This window comes from Thiocapsa sp. C2-2m, from assembly GCF_041903745.1.
GTDB lineage: Bacteria > Pseudomonadota > Gammaproteobacteria > Chromatiales > Chromatiaceae > Thiocapsa > Thiocapsa roseilacustris.
The window spans coordinates 23851-41446 of the sequence record NZ_JBBWVD010000030.1 but is presented as its reverse complement, the minus strand read 5'-3'; the positions used below and the strand labels follow the sequence as shown (position 1 = coordinate 41446).

Annotated in this window: 15 protein-coding genes; 7 read left to right on the top strand and 8 right to left on the bottom strand. The window is 64.4% G+C overall.

Going from position 1 to position 17596, the window contains the following annotated elements; translation table 11 throughout:
• Nucleotides 1–16: 16 nt before the first annotated feature.
• Nucleotides 17–586 (top strand): ankyrin repeat domain-containing protein, encoded by a 570-nt coding sequence (locus AADX97_RS20910; protein ID WP_374236023.1) that lies wholly within the window; start codon nt 17–19, stop codon nt 584–586.
• Nucleotides 587–754: 168 nt separating this feature from the next.
• Nucleotides 755–1078 (top strand): BolA family protein, encoded by a 324-nt coding sequence (locus tag AADX97_RS20905; protein WP_374236024.1) that lies wholly within the window; start codon nt 755–757, stop codon nt 1076–1078.
• Nucleotides 1079–1236: 158 nt separating this feature from the next.
• Here AADX97_RS20905 and AADX97_RS20900 read toward each other — a convergent pair whose 3' ends face one another.
• Complete coding sequence (locus AADX97_RS20900) at nt 1237–2595, bottom strand: alanine/glycine:cation symporter family protein (RefSeq protein WP_374236025.1); 1359 nt, start codon at nt 2593–2595, stop codon at nt 1237–1239.
• A gap of 262 nt (nt 2596–2857) precedes the next feature.
• Between AADX97_RS20900 and AADX97_RS20895 the strand changes: the two genes are divergently transcribed.
• The 4 genes from AADX97_RS20895 to AADX97_RS20880 all read left to right on the top strand — a co-directional run bounded on the left by AADX97_RS20895 (nt 2858) and on the right by AADX97_RS20880 (nt 5221).
• On the top strand, nt 2858–3532 hold the full coding sequence (locus AADX97_RS20895) for an inner membrane-spanning protein YciB (RefSeq protein WP_374236026.1): 675 nt from the start codon (nt 2858–2860) through the stop codon (nt 3530–3532).
• Nucleotide 3533: 1 nt separating this feature from the next.
• Nucleotides 3534–3836 carry a YciI family protein gene (locus AADX97_RS20890; RefSeq protein WP_374236027.1) on the top strand — a complete coding sequence of 101 codons (303 nt, stop codon included), beginning with the start codon at nt 3534–3536 and terminating at the stop codon, nt 3834–3836.
• A gap of 119 nt (nt 3837–3955) precedes the next feature.
• The gene (locus AADX97_RS20885; RefSeq protein WP_374236028.1) at nt 3956–4840 is read left to right on the top strand and encodes a peptidylprolyl isomerase; all 885 of its coding nucleotides are present in this window, start codon (nt 3956–3958) and stop codon (nt 4838–4840) included.
• A gap of 159 nt (nt 4841–4999) precedes the next feature.
• Entirely contained in the window at nt 5000–5221 is a 222-nt protein-coding gene (locus AADX97_RS20880; protein ID WP_374236029.1) for a hypothetical protein, read from the top strand.
• Between the two features lie 118 nt (nt 5222–5339).
• Here the strand turns inward: AADX97_RS20880 and AADX97_RS20875 are convergent, their stop codons facing one another.
• Both AADX97_RS20875 and AADX97_RS20870 read right to left on the bottom strand, forming a co-directional pair.
• The gene (locus tag AADX97_RS20875) at nt 5340–5969 is read right to left on the bottom strand and encodes a NapC/NirT family cytochrome c (RefSeq protein WP_374236030.1); all 630 of its coding nucleotides are present in this window, start codon (nt 5967–5969) and stop codon (nt 5340–5342) included.
• On the bottom strand, nt 5969–7354 hold the full coding sequence (locus AADX97_RS20870; protein ID WP_374236031.1) for a multiheme c-type cytochrome: 1386 nt from the start codon (nt 7352–7354) through the stop codon (nt 5969–5971). The genes AADX97_RS20875 and AADX97_RS20870 overlap by 1 nt, the downstream gene beginning before the upstream one ends.
• 492 nt (nt 7355–7846) lie before the next feature.
• Between AADX97_RS20870 and AADX97_RS20865 the strand changes: the two genes are divergently transcribed.
• Nucleotides 7847–9157 carry a cytochrome c family protein gene (locus AADX97_RS20865; RefSeq protein WP_374236032.1) on the top strand — a complete coding sequence of 437 codons (1311 nt, stop codon included), beginning with the start codon at nt 7847–7849 and terminating at the stop codon, nt 9155–9157.
• Between the two features lie 362 nt (nt 9158–9519).
• On the opposite strand, the gene AADX97_RS20860 is transcribed toward AADX97_RS20865, so the two are convergent.
• The 5 genes from AADX97_RS20860 to smc form a co-directional block, all read right to left on the bottom strand.
• Nucleotides 9520–10281 carry a carbonic anhydrase gene (locus AADX97_RS20860; protein WP_374236033.1) on the bottom strand — a complete coding sequence of 254 codons (762 nt, stop codon included), beginning with the start codon at nt 10279–10281 and terminating at the stop codon, nt 9520–9522.
• Between the two features lie 73 nt (nt 10282–10354).
• Nucleotides 10355–10627 carry a segregation and condensation protein A gene (locus tag AADX97_RS20855; protein WP_374236034.1) on the bottom strand — a complete coding sequence of 91 codons (273 nt, stop codon included), beginning with the start codon at nt 10625–10627 and terminating at the stop codon, nt 10355–10357.
• A 158-nt stretch (nt 10628–10785) separates the two neighbouring features.
• Nucleotides 10786–13056 (bottom strand): NAD-dependent DNA ligase LigA, encoded by a 2271-nt coding sequence (gene ligA / locus AADX97_RS20850; RefSeq protein WP_374236035.1) that lies wholly within the window; start codon nt 13054–13056, stop codon nt 10786–10788.
• Nucleotides 13032–13784 (bottom strand): cell division protein ZipA C-terminal FtsZ-binding domain-containing protein, encoded by a 753-nt coding sequence (locus AADX97_RS20845; RefSeq protein ID WP_374236037.1) that lies wholly within the window; start codon nt 13782–13784, stop codon nt 13032–13034. Before AADX97_RS20845 ends, ligA begins: the two co-directional genes overlap by 25 nt.
• A 143-nt stretch (nt 13785–13927) precedes the next feature.
• On the bottom strand, nt 13928–17509 hold the full coding sequence (smc, locus tag AADX97_RS20840) for a chromosome segregation protein SMC (RefSeq protein WP_374236038.1): 3582 nt from the start codon (nt 17507–17509) through the stop codon (nt 13928–13930).
• Nucleotides 17510–17596: the final 87 nt, after the last annotated feature.

The following is a 17596-nucleotide window of genomic DNA, read 5'->3' as shown; positions in this document are numbered from 1 at the left end:
CGGACAATGAGCGGCCATGAACCTCCTCATCCGTATCCTCGCCCTCGTCGCGATCGCGATCCTCGTCGCCTTCGCCGTCTTTCACCTATCGGACTCGCCCCCGGAAGGCGAGGGTTCGGCCCTGCTCGACCTTGCCGAGCAAGGCGACCTCTCAGCCCTGAACGCCCTCTTGAAGCCATCGACGAAGGTCGATGTTCGCGACAGCTGCGACTGGACACCGCTCATGAAGGCCGCGCTCTACGGGCACGCCGATGTCGTAGAGCGCCTCCTCGAGGCCGGCGCCGAGATCGACGCCCAAGACAAGGGCGGTTACACGGCCATGATGCTCGCGGCCTCGAACAATCATGCAACGATCGTGGATCTCCTGTTGAGCAAAGGCGCCATGATCGATCACCAGGAGCAGACCGAAGGCTGGACGGCCTTGATCTGGACCGCCGGCAAAGGCCACGTCGAGACCGTCGAGGTCTTGCTACGCCGGGGTGCCGATCGGACCCTGAAGGACTTCGCGGGCAACACCGCCGAGGACCACGCCCGCGAGGCCGGTGATCAGGCGGTCGCGGAGCAGCTCGCCGAACAGAGCCGTTGAGTCGCGTTCTGCATCGCCTGCGCTGCATTCGCGTCGGCTCTGTCGTGTGTCGGCATCCGGATGCGCCGGAGCAGACAGGGTTTCGATCCACGGCGCTTGCGCAGACAAGGGGCGGCCCATAGTTCCATGAGACATGCCCGGATGGGCAAGCCAAGCCGAAACGCCCCGATGAACAGAAAAACCCGCATCGAAGACGCTTTGAAGAACACCTTCGACCCCGTGCACATCGAGGTCGTCGACGAAAGCCACATGCACTCGGTGCCCGCCGGTGCCGAGTCCCACTTTAAGATCCTGGTGGTCAGCGAGACTTTCGCCGACAAGACCTTGCTCGCCCGGCATCGTCTCCTCAATCACGCCCTGAGCAGCGAGCTCGAAGGCGGGCTCCACGCCATCGCCCTGCATACCTGGACGCCGGAGGAATGGTTCGCCAAAGGCGGCGCGGCCCCCGAATCGCCGCCATGTCAAGGCGGATCGAAGACAGCGTCGCATTAAACCGCGCCAAGCGCGGTATGCAATGTTTTTGGATGGGATCGGCCTCGGCAGACTTGACGACCGCTGGAGTCGGCGCGGTTTAAGTGTTGCGGATGCACCAAGCGTCGAGATCATTCGAAAATGAGTATCTCGCACGGGACGGGGTTTTGATCCGGCGCTCAGGTCACAACGCGCCGATTGATCGGGTCGGCGAAGTAATCCCGCGTCATCCGAAAGACGACCGGACTGAGCAGGAGTAGTGCAACCAGGTTGGGGATCGCCATGAGTGCGTTGAGTGTATCGGCGACCAGCCAGATGAAGTCGAGCTCAAGCATCGCCCCGACTGGAATGACCGCGACCCAGACCAACCGAAAGGGAACAATGGCGCGGATGCCGAACAGGTACTCCATGCAGCGCTCGCCATAGACGCTCCATCCCAGGATGGTCGTGAAGGCAAAGAGGGCCAGCCCGAAGGTGACGATGTAGCCGCCGACCGACGGCAGGCCGGCGCTGAAGGCCGCGGAGGACAGCTCCGCGCCGGTCGCGCCGCTCATCCACTCGCCCGACACCATGATGACCAGCCCCGTGATGGTGCAGATGATGATGGTGTCGATAAAGGTGCCGAGCATGGCGACCGTGCCTTGCTGGATCGGATCGTTGCTCTGTGCTGCCGCATGTGCGATCGGGGCACTGCCCAGACCGGCCTCGTTGGAGAAGATACCTCGTGCCACGCCCATCTGGATGCCCAGCATCAGGGTCGCACCGGCGAATCCACCCGCGGCGGCCGTCGGCGAAAAGGCATGCAGCACGATTTGGTAGATGGCTTCGGGAATTTTCTCGAGGTTGAAGGCCAAGACCACCAAACCGCCGACCACATAGGCGATCGCCATAAAGGGCACCAGCTTGCCGGCGACCTGGGCAATCCAGCGAATACCTCCGATCAAAACCAACCCGACCATCACGGCCATCGCGATTCCCGACCAGAGCTCCGGGATCGCGAACTTGCTGCTGATGGCATGGGACACCGAGTTGGCCTGGACCATGTTGCCGATCCCAAACCCGGCGAGCCCGCCGAAGATCGCGAAGGCGGTGCCGAGCCAGAGCCAGCGACGACCCAGCCCGTTCTTGATGTAGTACATGGGACCGCCAACATAGTTGCCCTTTTCGTCCACTTCGCGGTATTTCACCGCCAGGACACCCTCGGCATATTTGGTGGCCATGCCGACGAGCGCCGTGCACCACATCCAGAACAAGGCGCCGGGACCACCGATGGCGATGGCCGTGGCAACGCCGGCGATGTTGCCCGTTCCGATGGTCGCCGCGAGCGACGTCATCAAGGCATTGAAGGGCGTGATGTTGCCCTGTCCCTGCGCGTGCCGACCGGCCCACAACATGCGGAAGCCGAATCCGAGCTTCAGCAGCGGCATCAAGCGCAAGCCAATCATCAGGAAGAGACCGGTTCCCAAGATGAGAACCAGCATGGGAGGCCCCCAGACGAGCCCGTTGATCGTGCCGACCCAACTCTCGATCGTCTCCACGTGTTGCATCCCCATTCAGGTGAGATCAAAAACCGGACGCAACTATACACGTCAACTCGCGCGAACGCCTTTGCCCTGCCCGCCCGATCCCCGTATCCTATCGCGCACGACTGCGGGATCGAGCTCTGTCTCCGTCACGGCGACCGTCGCCCCCGGCGACAGCGTTGAAACCGCCGCCGCTGCAGGCTGTCGAACCGCTCGGTTCCCGCGCGGACCCATCATCCCGAATCACCACGTATGCCACACCGGCGACCCCTGCCTCATGAAACTCTTGGTCGACTTCTTTCCGATTCTCCTGTTCTTCGCCGCCTACAAGCTCGAAGGCATCTACGTCGCGACCGGTGTCGCCATCCTCGCCTCGGCCATCCTGGTCGGGTGGTCGTGGATAAGGCGGCGGCATATCGAGGCCATGCCGCTGATCACACTCGGGTTGCTGGTGCTGTTCGGCGGGATGACGATCGCCCTGCGCGATCCGATCTTCGTCATGTGGAAACCGACGATCGTCAACTGGCTATTCGGCGCCGTCTTTCTCGGCAGCCAGTTCATCGGGAGGCAAACCCTGATCGAGCGGATGATGGGCAAGGCCATCGACCTCCCTTCCACGGTTTGGACGCGCCTGAACATAATGTGGGTCGGGTTCTTCGTCGTCACCGGGCTCGTGAATCTCTTCGTGGTCTATATCGGCAGCGGATTCTTCGGTGCCCAGCAGGCGCTGATTCTCGCATCGGGTCTGCAGGACATCGACCTCTCGGCCTGCACTGAACGCTTCAGCGGCGACCTGCTCTCGCTCTGCAACGATGCGCAGGCGCGAGAGGACATCTGGGTGAATTTCAAGCTCTTCGGTATGATGGGGATGACGCTCGTGTTCGTCATTGCACAGGCCTTCTACCTGTCCCGCCATATGAAGGACGAACCCCGGACCCTGGAGGCCGACTGACGTGCTGTACGCCATCATCGCCGTCGATCACGAGCATAGTCTCGCGGCACGCCTGACCGCGCGGCCCGAGCATCTGGCACGCCTGCAAGCCCTGCAAAACGAGGGTCGCTTGGTCCTCGCAGGGCCTCACCCGGCGATCGACAGCCCCGATCCCGGCGAGGCCGGTTTCTCCGGATCCCTGATCCTTGCCGAATTCCCCGATCTGGCCGCGGCCGAGCAATGGGCGGCCGCGGATCCGTACAAGGCTGCCGGCGTCTACCGAGAGGTCCAGGTCAAGCCCTTCAAGCGGGTGTTTCCAACCTGAGATCCGAGTGCGGACGCTGCTCGCAACAGGCGGATGAGTCTTCTCCTCTGCCGTCTCTCCCAATGCAATCGCAGGCATCCTCGGATGCCAATGAATCCCAACCTACGGAAATCATCACCATGAAGACGACTCGCATTCCCCTCCTCCTGTGTGCCCTGCTGGCCGCAGGTGCCGCCGTTGCCGAGGACGCCAAGGACGTGGAGGCCCAACCGCAGGGCGACGACATCCTGATCGCGACGGTCAACGACACACCCTACGGGCTCGACCTGTTCCGTCTCTTTTTCCTGGAGCGCCTGCAGCAAAGCCAGGGCCAGAATTCGCCTGAGCTCCAAGAGCAGGCCTTCAACGACTTCATGAGTCTGGTGGTTGCATCGCAGGAGGCCGCTCGGCGTCATCTGGAGAACGACCCCGACGTCGGTGTCGCCATCGAGCTGCAACGCATGAAGATCCTCTCCAACGCGGCTCTGGCCTCGATGGCCGAGGAGATCGAGCCGACCGAAGATGAGCTGAAGAAGGCTTACGAGGAGGTCAAGGAAAACGCCAGCCAGACCGAGTACAAGGCACGCCACATCCTCGTCAAGGACGAAGAAGAGGCAAAGAAGATGATCGAGGAGCTCGACGGCGGCGCCGATTTCGGCGATCTGGCTCGGGAGCACTCGCTCGGACCGACCGGCAAGAACGGCGGCGATCTCGAGTGGTTCGACGCCAACCAGATGGTAGCGCCCTTCTCCGAGGCCGTCGCCGCGATGGAGGTCGGCAGCTACACGAAAACACCCGTGCAGACCCAGTTCGGATGGCATGTGATCGAGCTGCAGGACTCCCGCAAGGCCGAGCCTCCGAGTTTCGAGGATGCCAAGCAGCAGCTTACGGCCCTGCTCAAGCGCCAGCAGCTATCGGCGAAGCTGGCCGAGATGCGCGACGGCGCCATGGTGGAGCTCAACGAGGAGGTCGTGAAGCTCAAGCCGACCGACGAGGCCGCCGCCGAAGAATCGAAGGGCGACTAAACCGCGTTCGCAGCACCATGGGGGTGTTCGAGGCGAGCGCGGTCGTGCCTCGAACGCCCGGGATGTGACGCAGTTCACGGTTTAGCCGCGCCAGGCGGCATTGCATCTGGAGATTTTTGTATTAGAATTTGCTTATGTTATGAAAAACGGAGAGATCCGATGATCTCATGCACCACGCTACGTTCGACCGTTCTCTTGTCTGCCAGCCTGCTCCTGTCCGGTGTCCTGCTGCTCCTGGTTGCCGAGACCGCGGGGCTACCTGTGCCGACCGCTCATCTCGCCCTGCTCGCCGTGCTCGGCGGCGCCGTGACGCTGGCCTTCAGCTTCGCCCTCGCAGTCCTGCCCTGGTCACGGCATTACTTCGACAACTGCGAGCACTGACAGAAGGCTCGCACCTGTTTTGTGCCTCCGGTCATCCGGAAGCGGTCGTCAAGTTTGACGGGGCCGATCCCATCAAAAAACATCGCATACCGCGCTGGGCGCGGTTTAGTACATCGGCTTAGTGCGCACGCATCAGCCGCTCGGCCGTTCCCGGCTCCAGAGCGAACTCCTCCTCGACCATCCGATTCCATGCCTCGCGCTTGAAGGTGCTCTCGTCGGGCACCTTGCGATGCACCAGGTTGTAGTGGCAGTCGATACAGGACTTACCCTCCGTCTCCTCGCGATGGATCGCCGCGGTGTCGGCTCGTTTACCCTGGATCGCCTCCTGCGTGTGACAGCGCATGCAGGTTGCCGAGTCGCGCGCCCTAAACCATTTACGCGCGGCGAAGGCGGCCTCGGGCAGGTGCAGCGTATTGATCACCGGGTCGTCGTAGTCCGGTCCGAAGAGCTGCTTGAAGAGGTCCTTCGATCCGATCGCATGGTCCCAGGTGGCCGCGAAGACGCCTTCGGAGACGTGGCAGTCACCGCAGGATGCGCGCACCCCGGATGCCGAGTCGTAATGGACGGTTTGCCGATAGCTTTCATCGGCATAGGTCATCGAATGGCAGGTCGTGCAGAACTCGTTGGTGCTGGTGTAATGGTCGAACTCGAGCAGGAATGTCATGAAGAGCACCCCGCCGACACCGCCGACCACGAGCGCGATCAAGACATGGCGGGTGATGAACAAAGGTGCGCGCAGCTTGCCCATCACTCGGCCTCCTGCGGTGCGAAGCCGAGGATGGCGCTCGCCTGGCCGGGCTGATCCAGCCACTCATGCTGACCGTTTGCGCGCAGCACGGCATCGACCAGCTCGTCCGCGTGCTCGCCGGCCGCCGCGCGTGCCTCCGGGAGAAAACGCGCGTAGAAATTGCGGCCGACCAGATACATGCCCTCCCACCAGGCATGGTTCGGACTCATCATGGATGCGCCATGCCGGGCGCGCGCGCCCTCGTCGTGCCATAACTCCCAGTAGGTGAACTCGATCGGCTCGTCGAACGCGGTCGGGGTGAGGAGCCCGCGCTCGTAGAGCCCGGCCATGATCGCCCGGGCCGGCTCGCCGAATTTCGTGTTGTAGAGCTCGACGACCGCGTCGAACTGGCGCATGAAACTCTCGGTGAAGCCCTTGCCGTGACACTCGACACAGACCAACGACATGGCTTGGCGGCGCCGCTCGGGTGTGGCGACCGCCTTGACGGTCCCGACCGTGCCGTCGGCGCGCGTCAGCTCGGTGCCGCGCCGCGGCGCGGGCGCGTCCGCGGGCAGCTCCATCTTGTGTCCATCCTCGAAGATGACCAGGAACTGACGCTTGGAGACCGGCGTATTGAGGCTCCAGACGTTGCGCAGACCCACATCATGGGTCGAAGGCAGCTTCCCGGCGGCGCCCATGTGGCAGGTCACGCAGGTCGGTGCGGCCGTGTAGTCGCGCCCCGCAACCCACTCGGCGGCATCCAGATTCATCTCGTCGCGATGCGCCACATAGACCATCCCGTGCTTGGACGCCTCGAAGACCTCCTTGTCCGGCGAGTCGGGGCCGGAGTGACAACGGACGCAGGCTTCGGGCTCGCGCGCCTGAGCCTTCGAGAAGCGATGCCGGCCGTGACAGGAAGAACATGACCCCTTGGATCCGTCCGGATTGATCCGCCCGATGCCCGAGTTGGGCCAGGTCGCGGGATCCAGGGTGCCGTCGCCGCGCACCTTCACCCGCGAGCCGTGGCACTGGTCGCAGGAGGCGGCTTGCATGGCGGCGCCGCCGACATTGTGCGCCAAGGCCGGCAGGCGATCCTCGATGATGGAGTAGGCCTCGGCGTGGACCGAGCCTTGCTGCTCCTCGAATTCCTTCGTGTGACAACGCCCGCAGTCCTTCGGCGAGACGATGGTGGCGATGACCTGCCCCTCATGCTCGATGGCATCGACATCGGATGGCTCGGCCCGATGGCAATCCATGCAGTTGACGCCCGCACCCGCATGGGCGCTGTCCTGCCACTGCTGCGCGAGGCCACTCGATGACTTGGTATGACAACTGACGCAGGCGCTGCCGGCTTCGTGGCCCCAGTTGCTCGGGTCGAGCTTGACCTTGTCGGCCGCAGCGGGCACCGCGATCGGCAGGATTAGCGCGCAAAGAAGAACGCATCGTAATAGGATCGAGAATGGACTAGCGCACATCTGAACAACCTCTGGAGCCTACCGGAAAGATGAACGCATCCGATTATAGGGCGGCCGGACCGAGCAATCTAATTTAGAATCTATCGATATTCTATTATTGACCCACCGAATGACCGAACGAGAGTTACCGGGCCAAGACAACGAGCAATGAAGCTATTGTTTCTTTTCATCACGCGGTTACTTCGAGGAGCCAGGGTGTAGGCCAACCGCAGATCCGTGAAGGGCTCGTTCGAGGATGATGCGAATCAATTTATTAGAATTTAATTAAATACAGCAGGTATTGACCGGAGCGAGACAGGAACGGCGTTTCATTGACCGCACGCACTTTTACCGATGGCACCAATGGAGAACAATTCACGACGGTCGGACACGCGTCCGTGGCACAACGTCCACATCATCAAAGAAGATAAGGAGCGACACCCCATGCAACGCATACTCGCGGGCCTCTCGATCGCATTCGGTCTTGCACTCGGTCTCGGAGGCATCGCCGGTCCGGCGGCGGCCGAAGACACGTCCGAGCCGATCCACCTGATCTCGGCGGAGGTCTGTCAGACCTGCCACGAAGAGATCTACCGGCAGTGGAAAGGCTCCATGCACGCCAACAGCACGGCGTTGAAGGATCCGATCCACGGCACCTTCTACGAGATGGAGGTCGGAGACCCGAGGGCCGAAGGACAGGTCCACAAGAAGTCCGGCACCTTTCCGGTCTGTCTGCAATGTCATGCACCGAACGCGGCCCGCGACAAGACCACCAAGCTCGATGCCCATGTCGCCTACAGCGAAGGGGTGAACTGTGTGGCCTGCCATACGCTTCAGAATTACAAGGGTATCGAGGGCGAGGACGGGAAGCTGCGTCTCGGACTGAAGGCGTACGACGTCTCCGACAGACTCCAAGGCCCGACGGCATTCCCGCGCGGCGTGCAGAAACTCACGGCGGCCGGTGACGATCTCTTCGGCGGAGCCGTCGACGATGCGGAAGACTCGCAGAAACCAAACCCGCATCTCGGCGAGCCGGTCGAGATGGACGGCATCGAGATCCCGGCGCTCGCCATGGATGCCAGCCCCGTCATGATGAAGACATCCAATGCCTGCATGGGCTGCCATGACCGGCGCAACAACCCAAACAACGTCGCCTTGTGTGCAACCGGCGACGAATTCGTCGCCAGCGGCAGTAAGGTCGCATGCCAATCCTGCCATATGCCGGTCTCGGGCGGGCTCGTCGATCACTCCATGGGCGGCGGACACGACCACGGCATGCTGAAACGCTCGGTCGTCTTCGATGTGAAAAGCGATCGCGACGGCGATATGCTCAAGACGAAGGTCCTGTTGCAGAACTCCCAACCCCATTCCGTACCGACCGGGGCACCCTTCCGCAACATGTACTTCAAGCTGACCGCCTACAACGACCAAGGCGAGGTGGTCTGGCAGAACGCCGAGGGCCATCCATCCAAAGACGATCCGAAGGCCTATCTGTACTACGCCCTGGCGGATGACAAAGGCATGCCCGCGCCGCCGCCGACCGCCACGCAGCCCGGCGAGGACACGCGACTGAAGGCGCACGAAACGCGCGAGATTGCCTATGAGATCCCCTCGGAGGGTGTCGTGCTCGTGCGCGGCGAGCTGTACTACAACCTGCTGTGGCCATCGTTGGTGGAGAAGTTCAGCCAACTCCCCGCCGAGTTGACGGATCCGGTACTCGTTGCAGAGGTCGAGAAGTCCATCGCCGCACCCTAAACCGCGCCCAGCGCGGCATGTGATGTTTTTTAATGGGATCGGCCCCGGAAGACTCGACGATTGTTGAAGCCTGCGCGGTTTAAGGTGTTAAAAAATAGAATTTTAAACCGCGTCTCAACCAAGGCAGGAGAAATCCAAAGGCCGAATACAACACGAAAACGACATATGTCGCTCTGAACGCGGTTTAGATCGCGGTTGATGCGAAAGGCGTGGTTTCGCGGCTTGGATGCCCGTGCCGCGAGCCACGCCCTCAGTGGACAGGAGACTGCAATCCGGGATTTAAACCGCGCCGGCACCAACGGTCGTCAAATCTGCCGGGGCCGATCCCATCCAAAAACATCGCATATCGCGCCGGGCGCGGTTTAATAGCGGAAAAGCGAGAAAACCGGACGGCCGTTCAAAGGCTGGATGGGACGTGCGTTCGTCCCCGTGGCCCGAGCGATGCGCTGGATCTGATCGGCGCTCACCTCGAGGGGCTCGCGAAAGACGAACCACAGCACCGGCTCGGTGCAGGGCGGGGTCACAAGCGAACCCGTATATCTGTAATAGCTGCGATCGACCGGTAGCAGGAAGAGCGGGTTGATCCCCACCTGACGGTGTCGCACCCGTTCGCCCGGCTGCAGCGGCAGATACTCCAGGATCCGATCGAGGATCCGATTCTCGCGCTCGCCGGCTCGCAGCGGTACGGCGACGACGACATAATTGCCCTGCCCGTCGCGATGCAGCATGTGGATCTCGGCCTCCGCTGCAACACCCTCGAAACCATGCAAACCGGGAACGTGGAAGCTGAACTCGACGAGGTCGTAGGCCTGACCCCGAACCACGAGTGCACTGCCCGGCGGGGAGATCAGGCGGACTCCGCGGCCGGTGTTCTCGGCCTCGAGGAGCTGCGATCGGTAGCGAAAGAGCAAAGGCGTATAGCTCACCCGCTGGGTCTCGACGATATCGATCGGCGATTGAAGCTCCCCCCGCGCACAGGTCTCGTAATCACCACCGAGATCACCCCACCGGTCAGGACCCGCAACCCCCGAGTAAGACCACTCGGGGACCCGCGTCGTCGCCGAATCGCGGGCGACGGCATCTCGGCATAGTCCGGCCGCGACCAGACACAGAGTCACTTGCATGAGAGGCCGCCGTCGGGCAGCAGCCGGGCTCTCCGTACGACCAGGATTCTCCGGGCGGGCGCATGTCATGGCATCACTCCTTGCGCTTTTTGATGCCGGCAATCGGCACGACCCGGGCATCCGGGGGCTCGTCGACATAGTAAGGGCGCTCGCCACCGCGGCCCTGCACGTCCGCCAACTCCTTCTCGCGGGCGGCGATCAGCCCAAGGCACTGACGCACGTCCTCGATGGTCGGCTCCGACAGCGGATGACGCATCCCGGGCGGCGGGGTCACGTCTCGGATGATCGCCGACAGCGTCTTGCGCATCGCGATCAAGATCTGTTGCTCTTTGCTCAATTCATTCATTGCGGGGTCCGTAAAATCTAGAGAGACGGTTCGATCGCTGGAAGCAGTCGATCGCTGTCGACGCGGTTCTGATGACCGCTCGTTGTTCGAACCAGCAACATTGGGGCGCCGCCGGAAGAATCCGGCATCGCGCAGACATCGCTCGGACGTCGCTTGAATCAGGGGCGATCGAGCAACGCGCTCAGCATGGCTTCGTCGAGAATCACGACACCGAGTGATTGCGCCTTCTCGAGCTTCGAACCCGCCGCCTCGCCCGCAATCAGATAATCCGTCTTCTTCGAGACGCTGTTCGTCACCTTCGCTCCGGCGTCCTGCAACCGGGCGGCGATCTCCTCGCGTGGCCGGCTGAGTGTGCCGGTGATCACGATCGTCTTGCCCGCGAGGGGCAGCGCATTCGAGGTCTGCGCAGGAGCGAGCGGGTCGGGCCAGTGGATCCCGGCCTCGAGCAACCGCTCGATCGCCTCGCGATTGTGCCCTTGAGCGAAGAAGCCCGCAATCTCCGCCGCCACCACGGGGCCGACCCCCTCGACCAGTCGCGTGCTGTTGAGGTAAAGGTCTTCGAGCTCGGCCGCGCGAAGTGCAGCGAGATCCTCGAAGCGCCCCGCCAACGCCTGCGCACGCGCTAGGGTCAGACCGGGCAGCTTGAGCCCCGCCAACCAGTGCACGAGGTCGCCCTGCGCCTCGATCTCCTGATGCTCGATCAGGAAGCGATGCAGTGCGGTCGCGGTTTCCCGACCGACGCCCTTCACGCCCCGTTCGCGGACGAAATCCGCTTCACGCGTCCGCTCCAGCTCGGCGATCCCGCTGAACCGCTCGGCCAACGCCTGCGCGGTTGTCTCGCCGACATCCGGAATCCCGAGTGCGAAGATAAAGCGTGCAAAGCGCGTGGTTTTGCTCCGCTCCAGGGCGTCGATCAGGTTGGCCGCGGACTTCTCGCCCATACGCTCGATGCCGGCGAGCTGCTCCGCGGTCAGCCGATAAAGGTCGGCAGGCTCGCGAACCAACCCCAGATCAACGAGCTGCTCGATCAGCCTCTCGCCGAGGCCCTCGATATCCATGGCGCGACGCGAGGCGAAATGCCGGATCGCCTGCTTGCGCTGCGCGGGACAATAGAGACCGCCGGTACAGCGTGCTACCACCTCGCCCGGCGGCCGCAGTACGTCGGAACCGCACACCGGGCAGAGGGCGGGCATCTCGACCTGCACCGCACCCGGCGGCCGGCGATCGACCAGGACGCTCACAACCTCCGGAATCACGTCGCCCGCACGTCGGATGACGACGGTATCGCCGGCTCGGACATCCTTACGAACGACCTCGTCCATGTTGTGCAAGGTGGCGTTGGCGACGGTGACGCCGCCAACCTGCACGGGCCGCAGCCGAGCGACAGGGGTCACGGCACCGGTACGCCCGACCTGAAACTCGACCGCTTCGACGATCGTCAGCTCCTCCCGGGCGGGGAACTTGCGTGCGATGGCCCACTTGGGATGTCGGGCGGTCGCGCCCCGTCGCGTCTGATCGGCGATCCGGTCGACCTTGAAGACCACGCCGTCGATCTCGTAGGGCAGTGCGTCGCGGCGACGCCCCAAGTCGTCGAAATAGGCGCGACATCCGTCCAGCCCCTCGATCTGTCGCAGCTCCAGCGAAATGGGAATCCCCCAGCCGGCGAGGCGCTGCAGCATCGCGTACTGACTCTCATCGGGGTCAATCGAGAGCTCGCCCCATCCGTAGCAGCAAAAACGCAAGGGACGCTTGGCGGTCACGCGTGGATCGAGCTGACGCAGGCTCCCCGCCGCCGCATTGCGTGGATTGGCGAAGACGCGCTCGCCCCGCTCCGCGGCATCCCGGTTGAGCCGCTCGAACCCATCGCGGGTCATGTAGACCTCGCCGCGCACTTCGAGCACGGCAGGCCAAGTCTCGCCGACGAGGCGCAGCGGCACGCTCTTGACGGTGCGCACGTTCGCGGTGACATCCTCGCCGGTGGAGCCGTCGCCGCGGGTCGCGGCCTGAACCAGCAGACCCGCTTCGTAGCGGATACTCATGGCCAGCCCGTCGAGTTTGGGCTCGGCGGTGTAGAGGATCGGATCGGTACCCGGTAAGGCGGCGGCGTTGCGACGATCAAAATCCACCAGCTCACCGTCGCTCATGGCGTTGGCGAGCGAGATCATGGGCAAACGATGGCGGACCTGAGCGAAGGCGGAGAGCGGTGAGGCGCCGACCCGCTGGGTCGGCGAATCCGGCGTCTTCAGATCCGGGTTGGCGGCCTCGATGGCCTGAAGCTCGGCGAAGAGACGATCGTACTCGGCGTCCGGGATCTCCGGATCATCAAGGACGTAATAGCGGTGATTGTGGCGGGCGATCTCCGTGCGCAGCCATTCGGCACGCTCGCGGACACCTTCCGCACCGATCAACGGTCCGCCGTGCGTGCCCATCGGCGCTCGTTGTCGAGCACGGCCTGGCGCAGGTCCTCTTCCTTCCTCACCGTGAGCGGACGGCGTGTCTCGTCGAGCACCTCGCCGTCGAGCTCGCTGGCGAGCTTGCGTGCGGTGGCGATCATCTCTTCGAGGATGGTGATGTCCTCCGGGCGACCCTCGAGCTGGGCGAAGAGCATCAGGCCCGGAGTCGAAAAGTCTTCCATGCCATCGAAGGGGAAGGTCCCCGGCTTGACCATATTGGCCATGCTGAAATAGATCCGCGTGTCGTGGTCGAACTCGTCCAGGCAGTGGAAGATATCCATCCGGCCGGGACGCAGACCGCAGATGTCGGCGGCATCCATCAACTCCGGACCGGCGAAGGGCTCGCGGCGCGCGCTCACGCTCAGCTGAATCAACAGCGGCTCGACGTCCGCCGGCCTGTCCGAATCGATGTCGTCGTCCGGATCGGGCTCGGACTCCGACTCGGGGTCGAGCCGGCGCGCCCCCGCTGCGGGCGTTCGGCCGGGGCGGGCGCGATCGGGGTCGCTCCCTCGCTCCTCGTCGGCGACCTGCCCGAGCCGCGGCTCGCGCTTGCCCGCCGAAAGACCGTAGGGTGCGTCGGCCTCCTCGTAGTCATCGTCATCGTCCTCGTCCCCGGCACGCCGGCTGCGCTCCCATAAGAAGAGGGCAAGGATGAGCAGGGCTCCCGCGACGATCAGGATGAGACGGATGGTATTGGCGTCCATTCAAGCGTTGCTGTCGGTCTCACGTTCAGGACTGGGTGGAGTATATCAATGCGCGAGCCACCTGTATCCCCGCGCGGACGGGTTTGACCCACGACGGCGGCGACGACCCGTACCTGAACCTGGTGCGACACCTGTTCGCGCGTTCAGGACACGGCCGCGAGCCGAACTGCCTCGTCGACATCCACCGAGACGAGCCGCGAGACGCCGGGCTCATGCATAGTCACGCCGAGCAGATGATCGGCAATCTCCATCGTGACCTTGTTGTGGCTGATAAAAACGAACTGGACGCGGTCGGACATGGAGCGCACCAGCTCGCAGAAACGCCCGACGTTGGCGTCGTCGAGCGGCGCGTCGACCTCGTCGAGCATGCAGAAGGGCGCCGGATTGAGCTCAAAGATGGCGAAGACCAAGGCCACCGCGGTAAGCGCCTTCTCCCCGCCCGAGAGCAGGTGGATGCTCGAGTTGCGCTTGCCGGGCGGTCGGGCCATGACGGTAACGCCAGTCTCGAGCAGATCCTCGTCGGTGAGATCCAAGCTCGCGTGACCGCCGCCGAAGAGACGCGGAAACAGGAGCTGAAACCCCTGATTCACCTGATCGTAGGTCTCGCGGAAGCGGTTGCGGGTCTCGCGATCGATCTTGCGGATCGCCTGCTCCAGGGTCTCGAGCGAGCGACTGATGTCATCATGCTGGGCGTCCAGATAGACCTTGCGCTCGGCCTGCTGCCTGAATTCGTCCACGGCGGCCAGGTTGACCGGACCGAGCCGCTGCAGACGTGCCCCGGTCTTGGAAAGCGCCTCTTGCCACTCCGATTCGTTCGCCGCGGGGTCCATCGCGGCCAGGACGTCGGCCGGGGTCCGCTCGGCTCCGTCCGTCTGCCCGACCATGTGCCCGTCCGTCTGCCCGGCGATCTGCTCGGCGAGGGTCTGACGACGGACCAGACGCTCCTGGTGCTCCAAACGCTGCCGATCGAGCTCGCCGCGGCCGAGTCGGCCCTCTTGCTCCAAGCGCTGACGCGCCTGCTCCAGCTCGCGCACCTCGGCATCCAGGGCCTCGAGGCGGTTGCGCGCCGCGGCCAACGCCTGCTCGACCTCCACCCGCAGCACCAGCTGCTCGTCGAGCCGCGCCCGCTGCTCGGCCAAGGGCTCGACACTCTCCTCGAGCGCATCCAACAGCTCGGCGCGGCGCTCATGCAGCACCGAGCGGCGCTCCTGGATGCGCACGAGACTCTGTTGGGTCGCCGCGCGCGCAGCGCGGTTCGACTCGACGCTGACGCGCAAGCCTTGGGTCCGCTCCCGGCAACCCCGCTCCTCGTCGCGTGCCGCGGCAAGCCCGGTGCGCAGCACCTCGCGCTCGACCTGCATCGCCTCGCGTCGTTCCGCCAGGGTCTCGACCAAGGAGAGGTGCTCGTGCAGACGCTCGCGCGCCTCTTCCATCTCATCTAATGCCTCGGCCATCTGCTCCTGCAGCTCGTCGCGCTCGGCGCCCAGCGCCTGGAGCCGATCCTGTCGATGCTCGCGCTTGGCGCGAAGGCTTGCGAGCTCGGCCTTGAGCTGCGAGAGCTCGCGACCCAGTGACGTCAGTTGTCGTCCGGCATCGGCGCGCTCCTCGTGAGCCAGGGTTCGGGCCGTGCGCAGACGCTCCTGCTCGGCGCATAGCTCGGACTCCCTGGCCTGGTCGTCCGCGATCTCCACGCCGAGCGCCTTGATCGCCTCTGCACGCGCGATGACGCCCCCCTGCGCCTGCACCGGCGGCGTGCTCAGCCAATCTCGACCGACCCGCGCGCCCTCGGGCGTGACCCATTGCTCGGCCAAGCCCAAGGCGTCGCGCATCGCCACGGCGTCGGCAAGCCGATCGACGGTATGGACCCGACCGAGCAGGCCATCGAGCGCCCAGGGTGCGCGCACATGCGCGAGAATCGCCCGAGTCGCCGATCCGCCGTCCGAATACGGTGCTGCCTCGGCCTGACCCTCGGCCTGACCCTCGGCGTCGCCGCACGTCTCCAAGAGCACCAAACCCGGAGGCGGATCGCCGCCCGCGAGCGCACCATCGAGATTCGGGATGCCGACCGCGCGGACCGCGTCCCCGAGCAGGACCTCGACCGCACGCTGCCAGTCCGGGTCGACCTCGATCCGATCGATCAGACGGGAGGCATCGGCGAGTCCCGCGGCGGCCAGCCAGTCGGCACGGCCGTCGTCGGCATCCGTGTCGGCAAGGGCCTCGTCCTGCAGGGCAGCGAGCGAGGCCAGCCGACCCCGGGATTGCTGCAGCAGGGTGCGGACCCGATCGATCTGCGAGGCGAGCGTCGCGATCGCCCCGTCGCGTTCGGCAAGGTCGGCACCGGAGGTCTCGTGGCGCTCCTCCATGTCCGCGAGCGCGGCCTCCAATCGGCTCTCGCGCTCGACGAGCTGGAGAAACCGATCCTCGAGCTCCAACCCCTGCAGACGTGCCAGATCCTCGTCCAAGCGCCGCAGTCGGTCGCGGTCGCGGTCGCTGCGCTGCTCGAGTGCGTTGATCCGGGCACGCTCGGCCTGCGCCTGCTCGGACGGCCCGGCGGCCTCCCGGCTGAAGTCGTCCCAGAGGCGCTCCCACTGCTTGAGCCGATCCTCGGCGCCGGCAACGCTCAGCACGGCTGCAGACAACGCCTGATCCGCACCGGTCAGCTCGGGCTCGTCGCGGGCGAGGTTGCGGTCGATCTCGGCGAGACGACCCTGGTCACGTTCCAAGTGGTCTTCGGCCTCGCCGATCTCCTGGTCGAGGCGCACCAGCTCGCCCTCGCGCCGACCGCGGGCCTCGTTGGCGAACTGGATCGCCTGCTCGGCCCGCGCGATCTCCGAGCCGACGGCGTAGAAGCGTCCCTGCACCCCGTTGAAGGTCTCCGAGGCGCTCTGATAGTCGGCGCGCCGCGCCTCGATATCGGCCTCGATCCGGCGCTGCTGCGCGAGCCCCGCTTCGGTCCGGGTCTCGGTCTCGGCGAGTCGCTGCTCGCGGGTGCGGATCTCCGCGTCGAGTGCCTGCCAGCGCAACGCCTTGAGCTCCAGGTCCAAACGCCGCTCCTCGGCCTTGAGCTGGGTATAGCGCTCGGCGGAGGCGGCTTGGCGCTCCAGGTGTTGGATCTGTTTGTTGACCTCGTCGCGCAGATCGTCGAGCCGATCCAGGTTCTCGCGGGTCTGACGCATGCGACTCTCGGTCTCGCGGCGGCGCTCCTTATACTTGGAGATGCCTGCGGCCTCCTCCAGAAAGAGCCGCAAATCCTCCGGCCGCGCCTCGATGATGCGCGAGATCATCCCCTGCTCGATGATGGCGTAGGAGCGCGGGCCGAGACCCGTACCAAGGAAGAGATCCTGGATATCGCGCCGACGGCAGCGCGTCCCGTTCAGAAAATAGGCCGACTGACCGTCGCGCGAGACCTGGCGCTTGACCGAGATCTGATTGAAGGCGGCATAGGCGCCGCCCGCGCCGCCGTCGGTGTTGTCGAACACCAGCTCGATGCTGGCCGTCCCGACCGGCTTGCGCCCGGTGCTGCCGTTGAAGATGACGTCGGCCATCGACTCGCCGCGCAGCATCTTCGCGGAGCTCTCGCCCATGACCCAACGCACCGCGTCGATGACGTTGGACTTGCCGCAGCCGTTGGGACCGACGACACCGACCAGATTGCCGGGAAAGAGCACCGTCGTGGGATCCACGAAGGATTTGAAGCCGGCAAGTCGGATTTTTTCGAGACGCATCCAAGAACCATACCGGAAGGAGAATCAGCGGCACAAGCGGGCCGATCGTGTCGGATGGCAGTTGCCTTTCGGGCTGGTAGACTTGTG

Bases quoted from the DNA above. Each gene is read 5' to 3' on its own strand.
- AADX97_RS20910 (WP_374236023.1), top strand. From the start codon at position 17: ATGAACCTCCTCATCCGTATCCTCGCCCTCGTCGCGATCGCGATCCTC.
- AADX97_RS20905 (WP_374236024.1), top strand. From the start codon at position 755: ATGAACAGAAAAACCCGCATCGAAGACGCTTTGAAGAACACCTTCGAC.
- AADX97_RS20895 (WP_374236026.1), top strand. From the start codon at position 2,858: ATGAAACTCTTGGTCGACTTCTTTCCGATTCTCCTGTTCTTCGCCGCC.
- AADX97_RS20885 (WP_374236028.1), top strand. From the start codon at position 3,956: ATGAAGACGACTCGCATTCCCCTCCTCCTGTGTGCCCTGCTGGCCGCA.
- AADX97_RS20880 (WP_374236029.1), top strand. From the start codon at position 5,000: ATGATCTCATGCACCACGCTACGTTCGACCGTTCTCTTGTCTGCCAGC.
- AADX97_RS20875 (WP_374236030.1), bottom strand. From the start codon at position 5,969: ATGGGCAAGCTGCGCGCACCTTTGTTCATCACCCGCCATGTCTTGATC.
- AADX97_RS20865 (WP_374236032.1), top strand. From the start codon at position 7,847: ATGCAACGCATACTCGCGGGCCTCTCGATCGCATTCGGTCTTGCACTC.
- AADX97_RS20860 (WP_374236033.1), bottom strand. From the start codon at position 10,281: ATGCAAGTGACTCTGTGTCTGGTCGCGGCCGGACTATGCCGAGATGCC.
- AADX97_RS20855 (WP_374236034.1), bottom strand. From the start codon at position 10,627: ATGAATGAATTGAGCAAAGAGCAACAGATCTTGATCGCGATGCGCAAG.
- ligA (WP_374236035.1), bottom strand. From the start codon at position 13,056: ATGGGCACGCACGGCGGACCGTTGATCGGTGCGGAAGGTGTCCGCGAG.
- AADX97_RS20845 (WP_374236037.1), bottom strand. From the start codon at position 13,784: ATGGACGCCAATACCATCCGTCTCATCCTGATCGTCGCGGGAGCCCTG.
- smc (WP_374236038.1), bottom strand. From the start codon at position 17,509: ATGCGTCTCGAAAAAATCCGACTTGCCGGCTTCAAATCCTTCGTGGAT.